Source organism: Vibrio sp. YT-15 (assembly GCF_033337445.1).
In the GTDB taxonomy this organism is placed as follows: domain Bacteria; phylum Pseudomonadota; class Gammaproteobacteria; order Enterobacterales; family Vibrionaceae; genus Vibrio; species Vibrio alginolyticus.
The window spans coordinates 154614-168997 of sequence record NZ_JAWOQR010000010.1 but is presented as its reverse complement, the minus strand read 5'-3'; the positions used below and the strand labels follow the sequence as shown (position 1 = coordinate 168997).

Below are 14384 nucleotides of genomic sequence, written 5' to 3'. Positions count from 1 at the left end.
ATAACGGTATCTTGGGTGTCACGAATGATATGTCGGACAACAGCTGACCCAATGAAGCCTGCTCCACCGGTTACTAATATTTTCATTACAAATGTTACCTACGTTAATTTTTTGTGCCATCAGATACACATGAATACTTTATGATTATTGTAGTTTATAGACTCACTCGAGCATCGTTAGACTCAAGAAGGCTTACTTAGAGCAATCAATATAAAATGATAAAAAACTCAATTAAGATTGAGAAGCATAACCGTCCTGAAAATGTTCAAAATCGGATTCTTGCCAAATAATCTGTCGCTTTAAACGCTCTTTATTAAATGAACGCAGAAGTCTATTTAGATTTTGATGCTTCCAGTCACCAGAAGTTTCAAAACGACACTTATCAAAATCGATAATCCATACCTTATCTTTGTGGTCGATCAAGATATTGTGGATATTCAAATCGGTATGGTTAACGCCAACCTGATGCATCTTGGCAATTTCTTGCCCTATTTTCTGATACATTTCTACCGATAAAGACTGTTCTTGCAAGATACTAACCAGATCTCTGGCGTTTGGGATTCGCTCACTTAATAAATCAGCTTGATAGAAGAGTCCTGACTTTACGGCTCTTGCTGCAATAGGACGAGGAACGTGCACCCCAGCCTCAATTAGCGCCAACAAAAGCTGAAACTCTTGCGCACAACGGGTGTTATCCCAGCCAGAGAACCAATAATGATCCTTAACTAACTTCCCAAACAAACCGCCACGACGGTAATGACGTAGTGCCGCTTGCATGTTCTCTAGTTGGATAAACCATGTCGTGCCTCGCCCCGTCGCACTGCCAACCACCTTGTCGGAGGACTGCCAGTATTCCGCATCAAATATCGGTTGGCTAGGGTCTGTAATGATCTCGTCATCAAACCAGATCACTTGGTTGTTGTTTTTATACTGTTGAATCATACGCTCACCCTCTAGCCTAAATACCGGCTGGCTAATATATACAACCAAGTAAATGCAGCAAACGCCAAAGCAACCATAACGGCAGCAGAGCCTATATCTTTAGCTCGGCCACTGAGTTCATGCCGTTCAATACCGATACGATCCACTACCGCCTCAATCGCTGAGTTTACAAGCTCTACAATCAAGACTAACACCACGACCCCGATCATTAAGATACGCTCAACCATGCCGACATCCACGAGCCAAGCCAAAATCACGGCGATACTCAACAGAGCCAACTCTTGTCGAATGGCAGCTTCATACTTAAAAGCCGCTTTTAATCCTTGGATCGAATAACCCGTCGCTTTAACGATGCGCTTTAGCCCGGTGTTACCCGGCTTGCCAGATTCTTGCGATTGATGTGGTGTTGTCTTTGACATTGCAGAACACTTATCGGTACTTAGCTATATTCGAGCCGTGTATTTTACATTTATTGGGGATGTCTGCATAATTTACCTGCCTCTATTCATCGAATCAGACAATAATTATGTTCACTTCTGCCCCATCGTCACTATGCGTCTTGCGTTTGTCCGCTATCGGAGACGTTTGCAATACTATCGCCACCATTCAAGCTATTCAGAAACACTGGCCTTCGACCCAGATTACTTGGATAACGGGTAAACTTGAAGCCCAGTTATTAGCCGCCATCGATGGTGTAGAAGTGATTGTTTTTGATAAAAAAGCGGGACTTGATGGCTACAAATCACTTTGGCGACAGCTGAAAGGCAGAGAGTTTGATGCGCTATTGCATATGCAGTACGCGATTCGAGCGAGTGTCGCAACGTTGGGCATTAAAGCAAAATACAAACTTGGTTTCTCTTTTGATAGAAGCCAGGACTTTCAAACACTATTTACCAATGTCAAAGTGCCTTCCCCGCAATCTCTGCATGTCGCAGATGGCTTAATGGCCTTTGCCCATCAAATTGGGGTACCAAAGGCAGGACTAGACTGGGTACTTTCTTATTCAGACCACGACCAAGCTTGGGCAGAGTCTCATATTTCTCGTAGTAAACCTAACCTGCTGATTGTGCCTGGTGCGAGCAAAGCTTATAAAAACTGGAACGCGGAAGGTTATGTGGATGTGATTCATCACGCCAGAACAAAAGGCTGGAACGTGATTCTGGCAGGTAGCCCTGCTCAGGTAGAATTGGATCTGGCAGAAGCCATTCAATCTCGCTTGGAAGAACCGTGTCTAAATTTAGTTGGACAAAGTTCAATTCTGCAAATGCTTGCGTTAATAGATAAGGTTGAAATGGTCATCGCCCCCGATACCGGACCAGCACACATGGCGAATGCCATGAAAACGCCAATCATCGGGCTCTATGCACACCATAATCCGCTGCGAGTGGGACCTTACCGTTATCTAAAATACGTTGTCTCAGTGTATGAAGAAACAATCTTTGCGGAAACAGGCAAAAACAGTCACGAGTTAAGCTGGCGAACTCGCGCTAAAGATGAAACGGCAATGAACCGCATTACCAACACTCAAGTAATGAGCATGTTCGATCAAGTCTTAGAAGATTTGTATCCTCAATACCAGTAAACTTACTGTCTTGATTTGTTAAGAAGGAAATGACCTTGTCCAAACCAACCTTAGCCGTTGCCTTAATTGTAAAAAATGAAGAGAAGCACTTACAAGCTTGTCTAGACACAGTAAAAGATTGGGTCGATGAGATTGTCCTTCTAGACTCGGGCAGCACTGATCGCACTGAAGAAATCGCCCGACAATACACAGATAAGTTTTACACCAACCTAGATTGGCCAGGATTCGGTAAACAGCGCCAACTGGCGCAGCAATACGTTACAGCAGACTACGTTTTGTGGCTTGATGCGGACGAACAAGTCACTCCAGAGCTAAAAGAAAGTATCTTACACGCGGTATCAGCCAATAAGCCGAACGTTTTATACAAACTTAATCGACTAAGCTCAGCGTTTGGTAAGTTCATCTACCATTCTGGTTGGTCTCCAGACTGGATTGTGCGCTTATATCGCACCGAATATACACAATATAATGATTCGCTCGTTCATGAAAAAGTTGATGAGAAAAACTATCAAACTGAAAAACTGGATGGTCGACTGCATCACTACACTTACGAGCACCTTCATCATTACATCAATAAAACCACTGGATACCTCAAGGCCTGGACAGATGAACGGGAAGGAAAAAAGAAAGCGGGGTTAACGACCGCTATCGTTCACGCTCTTGCGAGCTTTTTGAAGATGTATGTTCTCAAACGAGGTTTCCTTGATGGCAAACATGGCTTCATTCTAGCTTGGCTAAGCATGCACTCTACTTTTGTAAAATATATCGATCTCTACTTACGTGAACAGGCAAAAAAATCATGAAAACGACTTTAATTATCACCACTTACAACTGGAAAGAAGCATTAAAAGCGGTGTTAGAAAGCGTGAAACGTCAAACCGTTTTGCCTGACGAAGTAATTGTTGCAGATGATGGCTCTCGAGAAGACACCAAAGCAATGGTTGACCAAATGCGTGAAGGTTTTCCGGTTCCACTGATTCATAGTTGGCACGAGGATAATGGCTTTCAGCTTTCAATGAGCCGCAACCGTGCGATCGCCAAAGCATCAGGTGACTACCTCATCATGATTGATGGCGACATGGTGCTGTCCCAAACGTTTATTGAATCACATAAGCAAGTCGCAAAACCAAATTGGTTTGTGCAGGGTGGACGTGTGTTAACGGATGAAAGCTGCAGCAAGGCCATCATGGAAAACGGCTTAGTGCCTTCCATTTTCAGCAAAGGCATTCGCAATCGTAAAAACTGCATCACCAACGCCTTGCTATCGAAATGGTTCTCTTACGAGCGTAATAACGATAAAGCCACTCGCGGCTGCAACATGGCGTTTTGGCGACAAGATGTCATCGAGGTGAATGGCTTCAACCAAGATTTTGTTGGATGGGGACGCGAAGACAGCGAGTTTGTTCATCGCATGTTGAATGCGGGTAAGTCACGTCTTTACCTAAAATTCGCAGGTGTAGGCTACCACTTGTACCACGTAGAAAACTCTCGTGCGTCACTCGGACAAAATGACGAGATTTTAGAAAACACCATTAAAAACAAGCTTAAACGCTGTGAGAATGGTGTTGATCAATTTCTAGAAGCTTAAGATTATAAAAAGGGGCGTTTCGCCCCTTTTTATTGTTGTTGAGATAAAGCGAAGTACTTATCGGCAACCATCAATGAGATCAAACGCTCTTTACGTTTATCTTTGAACTGCTCAACCCACTGGTGCGCATTTTCAATGATCGCTAATGCTTCTTGCTCATTCGCTAGGTAATAATCCATCCTTTCGGGCAAATCCGAATAGTCATCCTTCACTTCAACATAGTGGACGCCTGCCTCTAACTTACCTTCCATAAACCAAGTCTCATATTTTGGCTTTGACATAATAACCAAGGAGTTAGACGACATAGCCCACTTAAGGTTGGTGGCCACATCATTGCCTTCTATACAGAGCAAAAACTTATACTGCAGTTGCTCTTCAATACTCATAAAGCCCTTTTCCCATGGTTTCCCTTCTACCGGGCGGGTCTGGCCAATATTGCATTGCGGATGGTTGTAAAACGCATGAATCACCTTTTTACGATGCGGCTGAAAACCCACGCCGCGCCACGCTACCATGTCCTTTTTATCTTGATAGCGAACAGGATCATCAATAAATTTAAAATGACGAACTTGATTAAGTTTCAACACCACTGAATTTTGGTTGTTACCCAAAATAGGGCGGCTTTTTATAAAGCTCGGTACATTGGGGATGTGTGTAACATCGCCGTTGATGTAGTTAAACGCAAAACTGGAAGGGAAATAGCGTACAGCTTGGCGAAGATCGAAAAAATACGTCCAACCTTTCGTTTTTTTGAATGTATCGATGGTCGAGTAACTTTGTTCTCGACTATCAACTGAAAACGGCGTTTCACACTTATTGTAATAGTTCACCCGCTCAATACAGCCTTGCTGCTCTGCTTCGGTCAGATTCGAAAGTAAACGCTTGGCTTGTGCTCGATATACAAAGCGAGGGATAAGTATCGAGAGAGCGTTTGAGAAATAATAAGGGAACTTACTGTCTTTCATTCAATTTTTCCCCAATCGCGATGGCTACTGGCTTGGGAACGAATTGTTCGATACTTCCGCCATGAATCGCTACTTCTCTCACGATAGTCGACGATAAAAACGCAAACTCTTCTTCAGGAGTTAAAAATACGCTCTCGATTCCTGGTAATAGCTTTCGGTACATGTTGGTCAGTCCAAACTCGTATTCAAAGTCTACCGTTGTTCGTAAACCACGAATAAGAACCTTAGCTTTCTCATCTCTCGCGAAATCCACTAATAACCCGGAGAATCCCTTTACCGTCACACCAGGTAAATGCGCTACAACGTCCTGCATCAGTGCAACGCGCTCTTCCAATGAAAACATAGTGTTCTTCGATGGGCTTGCGGCTACGCCAATCACAACCTCATCAAACATTTCGTGAGTACGTTCTATTAGATTGAGGTGACCATTAGTCACTGGATCAAAAGTGCCCGGATAAATGACTTTCATATAATTTACTAAGTTATTCGAAACTGATTGAATTATTGAGGCTCGAACGCAAGATTACAACAACTTAAGCTCGATAATAGCTCGACTTACTTCTGACACTCACTACAAAAGAAGGTATTACGTTGGCCAATCTTTAGCTCTTGAAGTCGTTCGCCGCACTCTGGGCATGGCTCTCCGGCTTTTCCGTAAACCAATAACTCTTGTGCAAAGTAACCCGGTTTTCCATCGGCTTGCGCAAAATCTTTCAGAGTAGTCCCACCTTGCGTAATGGCAATCTCAAGTGTCATTTTGATATTTTCAACAAGTAACCTCCACTCTTGAGAAGTTAGCTTACCTGCAGGCCTTGAAGGGTGAATTCGAGATTTAAACAACGACTCATTCGCGTAGATATTTCCGACACCAACCACGACTTTGTTGTCCATGATGAACTGCTTGACGGCAACACGCTTATTTTTAGCTTTCTCCGCTACATATTCCGCATTGAACTCTTCAGTTAGAGGCTCAGGCCCCATGTTTGCTAGCACAGCATGTGACTCGCCAGGAGCACACCACAGCCATGCCCCAAAACGACGCGGATCGTTATAACGCAGTATTTTTCCACTGCTTAGTTTGAGATCCACATGATCGTGCTTTGCTGGCGGAAAGTCAGCATCTAGGACACGTAAAGACCCAGACATGCCCAAGTGAACAATGGCTGTACCTGTGTTTGTCTCGATCAGTAAGTATTTCGCACGACGGCTAATCGCACGGATCACCTGCCCTTCCAATTTTTTAAGCTCTGTAGGAATATCCCAGCGCAATTTAGGCGTTCGAAAAGTAAACGACTGGATCGTTTGTCCAACCATGTGGGGGCTAATCCCCATACGACTGACTTCAACTTCTGGCAACTCAGGCATTAGATTCTCCAATTCACCGGCTAATAGTTCTCGCTGCTAGCATAATCGAAAAGAAAAACGATAAATAGGGAAGCTTATTAGGGGTATAGACGCAAAAAGGCTTTACTCTGGCATAAGGTAGTTTTCATCAACGGAGATAGCGACCCATTTGTCTTGCCAGGTTTTAAATAGCCAAAAATCAGGTAAACGAAAGAAAGTCACCCGCTGCGGCTCTTCGAGATCCTGATACCAGACTTCTACCGTTTCAGGTACCGCTAGGTTAGGTTTTAAATGGTCGTACTGTTCTGAGGTAAGCTCCGTCCCTTCTAATGATTGCCAGCGTGATACAAGCTCACTGATCGGTGCATCAACTTTGATGTTGGATTGCCACCGTCCATCATGCAGCTCGAACTCCCAGCCACTATAGTACAAAGACTCCACCGTATAGTCGGAGCGAAGTACATTTGGGTAAGGGTCTGCTTGGTCTGTTAATAGGTAAGTTTTGATCCACATCGGCGCATTTAAGATCACTATAAACGCGATAATGCCCAGAATAAGAATATTGTTCCATCGGCGGCGACGAGCCGGACTCACACGCATAACCATCTCTACTCTCTTATCGTTATGAGTAAATTACCAAAGAGTATTGAGCTTGACTAGAACAACGGTGTGCAAGGGAGTAGGGAGTGGTGACTAAGCGGCAGAGAGCGATCAATCAAAAATTCGAGTATAGAGTCGGACCAGTAAAGTAACTTCAGCAGTACTTTATAATCCGATGACGTACTGAACACTTTATCTTCAGCACTTTTATTCAGGTAATAAAAAACCCAACTCGAAAGTTGGGTTTTTCAATTCATCAAAGAGACTGAAACCAATTATTTGATTTTTGCTTCTTTGTACATAACGTGCTGGCGAACTACTGGATCAAACTTTTTGATCTCAAATTTGCCTGGCATGTTACGCTTGTTCTTATCAGTTGTGTAGAAGTGGCCTGTACCTGCAGAAGATACTAGACGGATTTTCTCACGAACGCCTTTCTTTGCCATTGCTTATTTCCTCTTAAACGTTTTCGCCACGTGCACGCATGTCTGCAAGAACAGTATCAATACCTTTCTTGTCGATGATGCGCATACCTTTAGCAGATAGACGTAGTTTAACAAAACGTTTTTCGCTCTCTACCCAGAAACGATGAGTTTGTAGGTTCGGCAGAAAACGACGCTTAGTAGCATTTCGTGCGTGTGAACGGTTGTTACCCGTTACTGGACGCTTACCAGTTACTTGGCATACTCGTGACATGAATGTCTTCTCCAAAATCGTTTCAGCTCGATATCAACCTTGGTGGCCGAACCTCTCTATCTCTCGAAAAGAAGTTAGAGGTTAAGAACCGCTATGGAAAATCCATACAAGGCTATCAAAGGTCGCGCATTATACTAACTTGATATGCATTGCTCAAGACCCGAACAGATCCTTTTTACAGGTTTTCGTGATCTTTTTTTAGACAGCAGATTTTTTTAGCAGTCCAAGCTGAATTCAGTTAAAAATTTAGTGGCGTGGATGATAGCAGATTTTTAGCAACTAACAACCTAAAAAACGCACAGTTATATCCAGCCTCTTTCAGCAAAAGAGACACTTTCCCCATCTCCGATGACGAAATGGTCCAAAATGCGAATATCCACCAATGCTAATGCGTCGGTGAGACGCCTTGTAATCCTTCTGTCAGCTTGGCTCGGCTCAGCAACCCCTGAAGGATGATTGTGCGCCAAAATCAAAGCCGCCGCGTTATGATGCAGAGCACGCTTAACAACTTCTCTCGGATACACCGACGCTGCATCCAACGTTCCTTCAAATAAAATTTCATCTTTTATCACTCGGTGCTGGTTATCGAGAAAAAGAATATAAAAAGCCTCTCTTTGCCGATCCCTTAAAATAGAAGACAGATATAACTTAGTTTGGTCGGGGCTGGTTAAGGCATCACCACGCTTTAGCGTCTCCGCCAAGTAACGTTGTGTCATTTCTAGTACAGCTTGCAATTGAACATACTTGGCTTGCCCCAATCCTTTGTGACGACAAAACTCTTCTTCTGATGCTGAAAATAGTTGTCTGAGCGAACCAAAGTCTTGAATAAGGAAGTCTGCGAGCTCAATCACGTTCATTCCGCGGGTGCCTGTGCGCAAGAAGATGGCCAGTAGCTCAGCATCGGTCAAAGCTTGCGGCCCTCGTTGCAGTAGCTTCTCTCTGGGCATGGACTCATTTGGCAAAGCTTTCAATATCATCTGATGTCTCTTTATATGGAAAGTGTCCCTATTCCACAAAACAAAAAGCGAAAGTCGAGTATGACTTTCGCTTTCTTCGTACCATCAGTGCTTTCCATGCAACTTAACAGTTCATCAGAGTTTAAAGTTGCCAACCAAGCCGTGAATTTCCGTTCCAGACTGTGATAGCTGCGTGCTGATTGACTCGGCATGCTGCAACGTCTCATTAATGTTGTTCACGATCTGTTGAATAGCCACTAAGTTTTGGTTGATGTCTTCTGCAACCGCGCTTTGTTCTTCTGCGGCAGACGCGGTTTGAATACCCATATCTCGAATTGTTCCGATAGAATGATGAACACCAGAAAGAGATTGCTGAATGAGCGCAGATTCTTCCGCCGTTTTGACACCTCGTTTTTGGCTTACCGACATCGTACTGACCGCTCTTGATACACCATTTTGTAACTGCTTGAGCATGTCGCCAATTTCATGAGTACTATTTTGCGTACGACTGGCTAACGAGCGCACTTCATCCGCAACGACGGCAAACCCTCGACCTTGCTCACCGGCTCTAGCCGCTTCAATCGCCGCATTTAGAGCCAACAAATTCGTTTGCTCGGCTATCTCGCCAATCACATCCAGCACTTTGGTTATTTTTTCGGTCTGTAAACTCAACTCAGAAATTGCATCTGACGTGCTGTCTATCTCCGTCACGAGTTCGGTAATGCCTTCTATTGCTTGCTCGACCTCATGCTGAGCGGCGGTGACTTGACTGTTGGCATCGTCAATTGCCTGCGCGGTCGCATTGGTATTGCTGGCTACTTCTTTGGCAGTCATGCTCATTTGCGTCACTGCCGTCACGACTTTGTCCGTCTCTAAACAGTGATCCTGCATTTGACCACTCGCTTGGCTGGTCTGAATGTTCAGGCTTTGGGAAACGGTCTGTACTGTCGTCGCAGAGCGATGAATGTCCTGCATCAGTGGATGCAGCTTATCCATAAACTCATTAAACGCCGCCGCCACTTCACCGACTTCATCCTGACTTTCGACTTTTAAACGAGCCGTTAAGTCACCGCCGCCTGCGGCAACATCTTTTAATGAAGCCGCGACATGTTGTAATGGCTGAATGCCTTTAGACACCACGATACTGGTGAGAACACTGGTAATGATCAATCCAATAACGGAAATCAACACGGCAGATAACGTATGCTCTTTTAGCTCTTGAGTCTTTAACTCTCTGTGCATCGCAACTTGCTGGTCGATGTCATCAATATAAACGCCAGTACCTAAAACCCAGTCCCATTTCGATAGATATTCTGCATAGCCCAACTTAGGCGCTTGTGCGTCAATGGTCGGTTTGTGCCACGAGAAATAGAGGAACCCATCCCCTTTTTGAGAAGCGTCAATCAAGCCCGCAATAACTGCGACCCCATTTTCATCTTTTAAGTCGTAAAGGTTTTTACCCTCTAATGCAGGTTTGATGGCGTGCAACGTATTCACACCTTGAGAGTCGTAGGCAAAAAAGTAGCCATCGCTTTCAAAGCGCATGGCTTTCAGAATTTCTTTTGCTGCCTCTTTATTACTTCCATTTACATCCTCGTCGTATAACGGTTTTATCGCCGTCACGCCCATCATCATGTAGGCTTGTAACTCTTTCTTTTTCGTTTCGATGAGCTCTTGCCTGTCTCTTGCCAGCTCCGCTTCCAAACTTTTACTGCTGTTGATGTAATACACCACTGAGATCAACGTAGTGATCAACAACAGCGGAATTAGGGTTATCAGCAGCAATTTGTTTCGACTTTTCAACACCATGGTTTCCACTACCTCTTTTTCTTTTCAGACTTGCAAACTCCGCGCAACTTGTCTGTGAGGTAGGCGAGAATTTTCCCTTCCTCGGTCAGATTAATACTCTGGAGTTTGATGTGAATTATCTTCTCGTTATATATGCTCGGGCGGTCAGACTTTGAATTGTGTTAAAATCCGGTCATCAAATTGGAGATCTCACATGCAAACACTAGCAGGAAAGAAAATTCTACTCGGCATCAGTGGCGGTATTGCCGCGTATAAATGTGCGGAGCTAACCCGTCGCCTCATAGAGAGAGGAGCGCAAGTTCAAGTTGTAATGACGAAAGCCGCAAAAGAGTTCATTACCCCTTTAACCATGCAAGCCGTTTCGGGCCGTCCTGTCTCGGACAGTTTACTAGACCCAGCAGCGGAAGCCTCTATGGGCCATATTGAATTGGCCAAATGGGCAGATTTAGTGCTATTAGCGCCCGCGACCGCGGACTTAATCGCGCGCATGTCCGCAGGCATGGGGAACGATTTACTTACCACGCTCGTGCTCGCGACGGATTCCCCTGTTGCTGTTTCTCCTGCGATGAATCAACAGATGTATCGCAATATCGCAACCCAAGAGAACATCGCTACGTTAGCGCGTCGTGGTATGCACATCTGGGGCCCTGCGGCAGGAGAGCAAGCCTGTGGTGATGTAGGACCAGGTCGAATGCTGGAACCAATGCAGCTAGTACATCTATGTGAACAGTTCTTTCAACCAAAATTGCTAGAAGGTAGGTCGATACTCATTACCGCCGGACCAACTCGCGAAGCGATTGATCCAGTGCGTTACATTACTAACCATAGCTCCGGGAAAATGGGCTATGCATTGGCGAGCGCCGCAGCGCAGATGGGAGCAAAAGTCACCCTCGTGAGCGGTCCTGTCAGTTTAAATACGCCCGTAGGTGTTGAGCGCATAAATGTTTCCAGTGCCCAAGAGATGCACGAAGCCGTTATGACACATGCAAACCAGCATGATGCCTTTATTAGCTGCGCTGCCGTTGCCGACTACCGCCCACAAACGATCGCGTCTAAAAAGTTGAAAAAGACAGAAGACAACGACGAAATGGTCATTAATATGGTTAAAAATCCTGATATTGTTGCATCTGTGGCAGCAATGACGGAGAAGCGTCCGTTTACCGTCGGTTTTGCGGCTGAAACCAATGATGTAGAGACCTACGCTCGAGGCAAGTTAACAAAGAAAAACCTCGATATGATCTGTGCAAACGACGTTTCGGTTGCAGGGCAAGGATTTAACAGCAACGACAACGCAATTACCCTTTACTGGCCTGAAGGTGAACTTGCGCTCGCTTTAGAATCAAAAGAAGCATTGAGCTTTAAAATTCTCGAAAAAATGCATCAATTGATGTAACTAACGTTTGAAAACCCTGCCAATTTTTTACAAAAGCTGGCATAAATTTGGTACAAAAATGACAACTAAGGGTGTTAAATCTCCCATTCCACCCTTAGTGGTCTAGTTTGAGGCGAAATAGCGTCTTATAATCCCCTCCGCTCAACTTTGTATTTTGAAAGGAAGTAACTAATGGCCGGCAGTAAAAAATCCAACCGTCGTGAAGAGATCTTACAAGCATTGGCAGAAATGCTTGAATCAACAGATGGCGCTTCACGCATTACTACGGCAAAACTGGCCAAGCAAGTCGGCGTTTCAGAAGCCGCGCTGTATCGTCATTTCCCAAGTAAAGCGCGCATGTTCGAAGGGCTGATTGAGTTCATTGAAGAAGCCTTGATGACACGTATCAACCGTATTCTAGACGACGAAAAAGATACACTAGAGCGTATTCGTATGGTGATGCACCTTATTTTGGCGTTCTCTGAACGTAACCCAGGTCTGACACGCATTTTGTCGGGTCATGCTCTAATGTTTGAAAATGAACGTCTACGTGAACGCATCAATCAACTCTTTGAGCGTATAGAAACACAATTGCGCCAAATCCTGCGTGAACGTAAGATTCGTGAAGGGAAGTCTTTCCCTGTCGAAGAGCGCATCCTAGCCGCGCAAATTCTGGGACAAGTTGAGGGGAGCCTAAACCGCTTTGTGCGTAGCGACTTTAAATACCAGCCGACTGCAAACTTTGACGAGTACTGGGCGCTTTTGAGTGCACAAATAAAGTAAAAGACTATGAGTAAAGACAAATACACGCAGCCCGAGTTTTCTCTTTCACTTCTTCACCCTCGTAACTGGGGCGTATGGCTTGGTTTTGGTCTGTTGGCCATCCTCGTCAATATTCTTCCTTATCGGCTGCTGCTTTCATTAGGTCGTTCACTCGGTAAAATTGGCATGCGCTACGGTAAAAAGCGTGTCCACGTTGCTCAGCGTAACTTAGAATTGGCCTTTCCAGACAAAACAACTGAAGAGATTCAACATATTGTTGAAGAGAACTTCAAAAATACCGGTATGGCACTGATAGAAACCGGAATCACTTGGTTCTGGCCGACTTGGCGCTTTAAAAACCTGATCGTCGAGAAAGATCTCGGCGCACTGCGTGAAAAAGCCAAAGAAGGTAAAGGCGTCCTACTTTGTTGTGTCCATGCTCTTAATCTAGAGATCACTGCGCGTGCTTTCGCCGTGTTAGGCGTGGCCGGGTACGGCGCGTTTCGTCCGCATAATAATCCTGCTTATAACTTTATCCAGTATTGGGGACGGACACATAACGGCAATAAACTGATTGATCGTAAAGATGTGAAAAAGATGATTCGTGTATTACGCAGTGGTGAGCGTCTGTTCTATTTACCGGATCACGATTACGGTCGCAAAAAATCAGTATTTGTGCCCTTCTTTGCCGTAGACGATGCGTGTACAACAACAGGCACGAGCATTCTGGCGTATACCTCAAAATGTGCGATCATCCCAGGCTCAGGGTTTCGCAATGACGAAGGGAAATACGACATCATCGCCGATAAGTGCATTGAAGCCGACTACCCACAAAAAGACGAAGTCGCCGCTGCTGCTTATATGAACAAGTATGTGGAAGAGGTCATTCTACGCGCCCCAGAGCAATGGATGTGGCTCCATAAACGCTATAAAACGATGCAAGATGAGCATGTCGAGAAAGGCATTCGCTATAAGTAAGTGGTCACGGCGATAAATCCAAAAACAAAAAAGGGCAGATGAATATCCATCTGCCCTTTTTACTTTTTCAGAAAAAGTAACCAATTAAATGCCGTATTCTGCGCGGTACGCTTTGACTGCTTCTAGATGCTCTTTGTCTGTGCCTTTCTCTTCAAGGAAAGTCACAAGGTCAGTCAGGCTAACGATTGAGATGATTGCACAACCAAAATCACGCTCCACTTCTTGGATCGCAGACAACTCACCTTTGCCTTTTTCTTGGCGGTCAATCGCAACCAACACACCAGCAAGGTCTGCGCCATTTGCTTGAATGATTTCCATCGATTCACGAATCGCAGTACCTGCTGTGATTACGTCATCTACTAGCATGATACGACCTTCAAGCGCAGAGCCTACAAGGTTACCGCCTTCGCCGTGATCTTTCGCTTCTTTACGGTTGAAGCAGTAAGGCGTGTCGACGTCATGATGATCCGCCAGCGCGACTGCTGTTGTCGTCGCGATTGGAATCCCTTTGTACGCAGGGCCAAACAGCACATCAAACTCAATGCCTGAATCAGCGAGCGCGGCTGCGTAAAAACGACCAAGACGCGCTAGGTCACGACCAGTATTGAAAAGACCAGCGTTAAAGAAGTACGGGCTTTTACGGCCAGATTTCAAAGTAAACTCACCAAACTTAAGAACTTCTTTCTCAAGTGCAAACTCAATAAATTCACGCTGGTATGCTTTCATTATTTTCTCTCTATATCCTTGGTTTCTTGTGTCTCTTCTCGACAATCATTCATTTCTCTATTGT

18 protein-coding genes are annotated in these 14384 nt (G+C 44.8%); 6 read left to right on the top strand and 12 right to left on the bottom strand.

Annotated features, from left to right (window positions below):
* The 3 genes from R7D93_RS18235 to R7D93_RS18225 form a co-directional block, all read right to left on the bottom strand.
* The coding region (locus tag R7D93_RS18235) for an NAD-dependent epimerase/dehydratase family protein (RefSeq protein ID WP_225497008.1) at positions 1 to 86 on the bottom strand (86 nt) is incomplete at its 3' end.
* Positions 87 to 231: 145 nt separating this feature from the next.
* Entirely contained in the window at positions 232 to 942 is a 711-nt protein-coding gene (locus tag R7D93_RS18230; RefSeq protein ID WP_064353533.1) for a 3-deoxy-D-manno-octulosonic acid kinase, read from the bottom strand.
* Positions 943 to 953: 11 nt separating this feature from the next.
* On the bottom strand, positions 954 to 1361 hold the full coding sequence (locus tag R7D93_RS18225; protein ID WP_005379424.1) for a diacylglycerol kinase: 408 nt from the start codon (positions 1359 to 1361) through the stop codon (positions 954 to 956).
* A gap of 107 nt (positions 1362 to 1468) precedes the next feature.
* Here R7D93_RS18225 and R7D93_RS18220 point away from each other — a divergent pair, with 107 nt between their 5' ends.
* Genes R7D93_RS18220 through R7D93_RS18210 form a run of 3 tightly spaced genes read left to right on the top strand, consistent with a single transcriptional unit; the run spans position 1469 to position 4112 of the window.
* Positions 1469 to 2524: a glycosyltransferase family 9 protein gene (locus tag R7D93_RS18220; protein ID WP_205461471.1), complete on the top strand. Its 1056-nt coding sequence runs from the start codon at positions 1469 to 1471 to the stop codon at positions 2522 to 2524.
* A gap of 35 nt (positions 2525 to 2559) precedes the next feature.
* Complete coding sequence (locus tag R7D93_RS18215) at positions 2560 to 3327, top strand: glycosyltransferase family 2 protein (RefSeq protein WP_005395793.1); 768 nt, start codon at positions 2560 to 2562, stop codon at positions 3325 to 3327.
* Positions 3324 to 4112: a glycosyltransferase family 2 protein gene (locus tag R7D93_RS18210; protein WP_005379421.1), complete on the top strand. Its 789-nt coding sequence runs from the start codon at positions 3324 to 3326 to the stop codon at positions 4110 to 4112. The genes R7D93_RS18215 and R7D93_RS18210 overlap by 4 nt, the downstream gene beginning before the upstream one ends.
* 29 nt (positions 4113 to 4141) lie before the next feature.
* On the opposite strand, the gene R7D93_RS18205 is transcribed toward R7D93_RS18210, so the two are convergent.
* The 8 genes from R7D93_RS18205 to R7D93_RS18170 form a co-directional block, all read right to left on the bottom strand.
* Positions 4142 to 5077 (bottom strand): glycosyltransferase family 90 protein, encoded by a 936-nt coding sequence (locus tag R7D93_RS18205; RefSeq protein ID WP_225496983.1) that lies wholly within the window; start codon positions 5075 to 5077, stop codon positions 4142 to 4144.
* The gene (gene coaD, locus R7D93_RS18200) at positions 5064 to 5546 is read right to left on the bottom strand and encodes a pantetheine-phosphate adenylyltransferase (RefSeq protein ID WP_005379411.1); all 483 of its coding nucleotides are present in this window, start codon (positions 5544 to 5546) and stop codon (positions 5064 to 5066) included. The genes R7D93_RS18205 and coaD overlap by 14 nt, the downstream gene beginning before the upstream one ends.
* Positions 5547 to 5632: 86 nt before the next feature.
* On the bottom strand, positions 5633 to 6442 hold the full coding sequence (gene mutM / locus R7D93_RS18195; RefSeq protein ID WP_182015995.1) for a bifunctional DNA-formamidopyrimidine glycosylase/DNA-(apurinic or apyrimidinic site) lyase: 810 nt from the start codon (positions 6440 to 6442) through the stop codon (positions 5633 to 5635).
* A 102-nt stretch (positions 6443 to 6544) separates the two neighbouring features.
* Positions 6545 to 7021 carry a hypothetical protein gene (locus R7D93_RS18190; RefSeq protein WP_025998646.1) on the bottom strand — a complete coding sequence of 159 codons (477 nt, stop codon included), beginning with the start codon at positions 7019 to 7021 and terminating at the stop codon, positions 6545 to 6547.
* Between the two features lie 275 nt (positions 7022 to 7296).
* The gene (gene rpmG / locus R7D93_RS18185) at positions 7297 to 7467 is read right to left on the bottom strand and encodes a 50S ribosomal protein L33 (protein WP_004410866.1); all 171 of its coding nucleotides are present in this window, start codon (positions 7465 to 7467) and stop codon (positions 7297 to 7299) included.
* A gap of 13 nt (positions 7468 to 7480) precedes the next feature.
* Positions 7481 to 7717: a 50S ribosomal protein L28 gene (gene rpmB, locus R7D93_RS18180; RefSeq protein WP_005384783.1), complete on the bottom strand. Its 237-nt coding sequence runs from the start codon at positions 7715 to 7717 to the stop codon at positions 7481 to 7483.
* 302 nt (positions 7718 to 8019) lie between these two features.
* Entirely contained in the window at positions 8020 to 8694 is a 675-nt protein-coding gene (radC, locus tag R7D93_RS18175; protein WP_025768320.1) for a RadC family protein, read from the bottom strand.
* 114 nt (positions 8695 to 8808) lie between these two features.
* Positions 8809 to 10482, bottom strand: a complete 1674-nt coding sequence (locus tag R7D93_RS18170; protein WP_213868857.1) for a methyl-accepting chemotaxis protein — start codon at positions 10480 to 10482, stop codon at positions 8809 to 8811.
* A gap of 193 nt (positions 10483 to 10675) precedes the next feature.
* On the opposite strand from R7D93_RS18170, the gene coaBC reads away from it, so the two are divergent.
* The 3 genes from coaBC (at position 10676) to R7D93_RS18155 (ending at position 13594) form a co-directional block, all read left to right on the top strand.
* Complete coding sequence (coaBC, locus tag R7D93_RS18165; RefSeq protein ID WP_225496985.1) at positions 10676 to 11875, top strand: bifunctional phosphopantothenoylcysteine decarboxylase/phosphopantothenate--cysteine ligase CoaBC; 1200 nt, start codon at positions 10676 to 10678, stop codon at positions 11873 to 11875.
* 171 nt (positions 11876 to 12046) lie between these two features.
* Positions 12047 to 12637 carry a nucleoid occlusion factor SlmA gene (gene slmA, locus R7D93_RS18160; protein WP_005379386.1) on the top strand — a complete coding sequence of 197 codons (591 nt, stop codon included), beginning with the start codon at positions 12047 to 12049 and terminating at the stop codon, positions 12635 to 12637.
* A 6-nt stretch (positions 12638 to 12643) separates the two neighbouring features.
* Positions 12644 to 13594, top strand: coding sequence for a Kdo(2)-lipid IV(A) acyltransferase (locus R7D93_RS18155; protein WP_213868859.1), 951 nt, complete (start codon positions 12644 to 12646; stop codon positions 13592 to 13594).
* Between the two features lie 84 nt (positions 13595 to 13678).
* Here the strand turns inward: R7D93_RS18155 and pyrE are convergent, their stop codons facing one another.
* Positions 13679 to 14320 carry an orotate phosphoribosyltransferase gene (pyrE, locus tag R7D93_RS18150; RefSeq protein WP_026000307.1) on the bottom strand — a complete coding sequence of 214 codons (642 nt, stop codon included), beginning with the start codon at positions 14318 to 14320 and terminating at the stop codon, positions 13679 to 13681.
* Positions 14321 to 14384 lie beyond the last annotated feature (64 nt).

Coding starts and splice junctions, on each gene's coding strand:
- R7D93_RS18230 (WP_064353533.1), bottom strand. CDS start 942: ATGATTCAACAGTATAAAAACAACAACCAAGTGATCTGGTTTGATGAC.
- R7D93_RS18225 (WP_005379424.1), bottom strand. CDS start 1,361: ATGTCAAAGACAACACCACATCAATCGCAAGAATCTGGCAAGCCGGGT.
- R7D93_RS18220 (WP_205461471.1), top strand. CDS start 1,469: ATGTTCACTTCTGCCCCATCGTCACTATGCGTCTTGCGTTTGTCCGCT.
- R7D93_RS18210 (WP_005379421.1), top strand. CDS start 3,324: ATGAAAACGACTTTAATTATCACCACTTACAACTGGAAAGAAGCATTA.
- R7D93_RS18205 (WP_225496983.1), bottom strand. CDS start 5,077: ATGAAAGACAGTAAGTTCCCTTATTATTTCTCAAACGCTCTCTCGATA.
- coaD (WP_005379411.1), bottom strand. CDS start 5,546: ATGAAAGTCATTTATCCGGGCACTTTTGATCCAGTGACTAATGGTCAC.
- mutM (WP_182015995.1), bottom strand. CDS start 6,442: ATGCCTGAGTTGCCAGAAGTTGAAGTCAGTCGTATGGGGATTAGCCCC.
- R7D93_RS18190 (WP_025998646.1), bottom strand. CDS start 7,021: ATGCGTGTGAGTCCGGCTCGTCGCCGCCGATGGAACAATATTCTTATT.
- rpmG (WP_004410866.1), bottom strand. CDS start 7,467: ATGGCAAAGAAAGGCGTTCGTGAGAAAATCCGTCTAGTATCTTCTGCA.
- rpmB (WP_005384783.1), bottom strand. CDS start 7,717: ATGTCACGAGTATGCCAAGTAACTGGTAAGCGTCCAGTAACGGGTAAC.
- radC (WP_025768320.1), bottom strand. CDS start 8,694: ATGATATTGAAAGCTTTGCCAAATGAGTCCATGCCCAGAGAGAAGCTA.
- R7D93_RS18170 (WP_213868857.1), bottom strand. CDS start 10,482: ATGGTGTTGAAAAGTCGAAACAAATTGCTGCTGATAACCCTAATTCCG.
- coaBC (WP_225496985.1), top strand. CDS start 10,676: ATGCAAACACTAGCAGGAAAGAAAATTCTACTCGGCATCAGTGGCGGT.
- slmA (WP_005379386.1), top strand. CDS start 12,047: ATGGCCGGCAGTAAAAAATCCAACCGTCGTGAAGAGATCTTACAAGCA.
- R7D93_RS18155 (WP_213868859.1), top strand. CDS start 12,644: ATGAGTAAAGACAAATACACGCAGCCCGAGTTTTCTCTTTCACTTCTT.
- pyrE (WP_026000307.1), bottom strand. CDS start 14,320: ATGAAAGCATACCAGCGTGAATTTATTGAGTTTGCACTTGAGAAAGAA.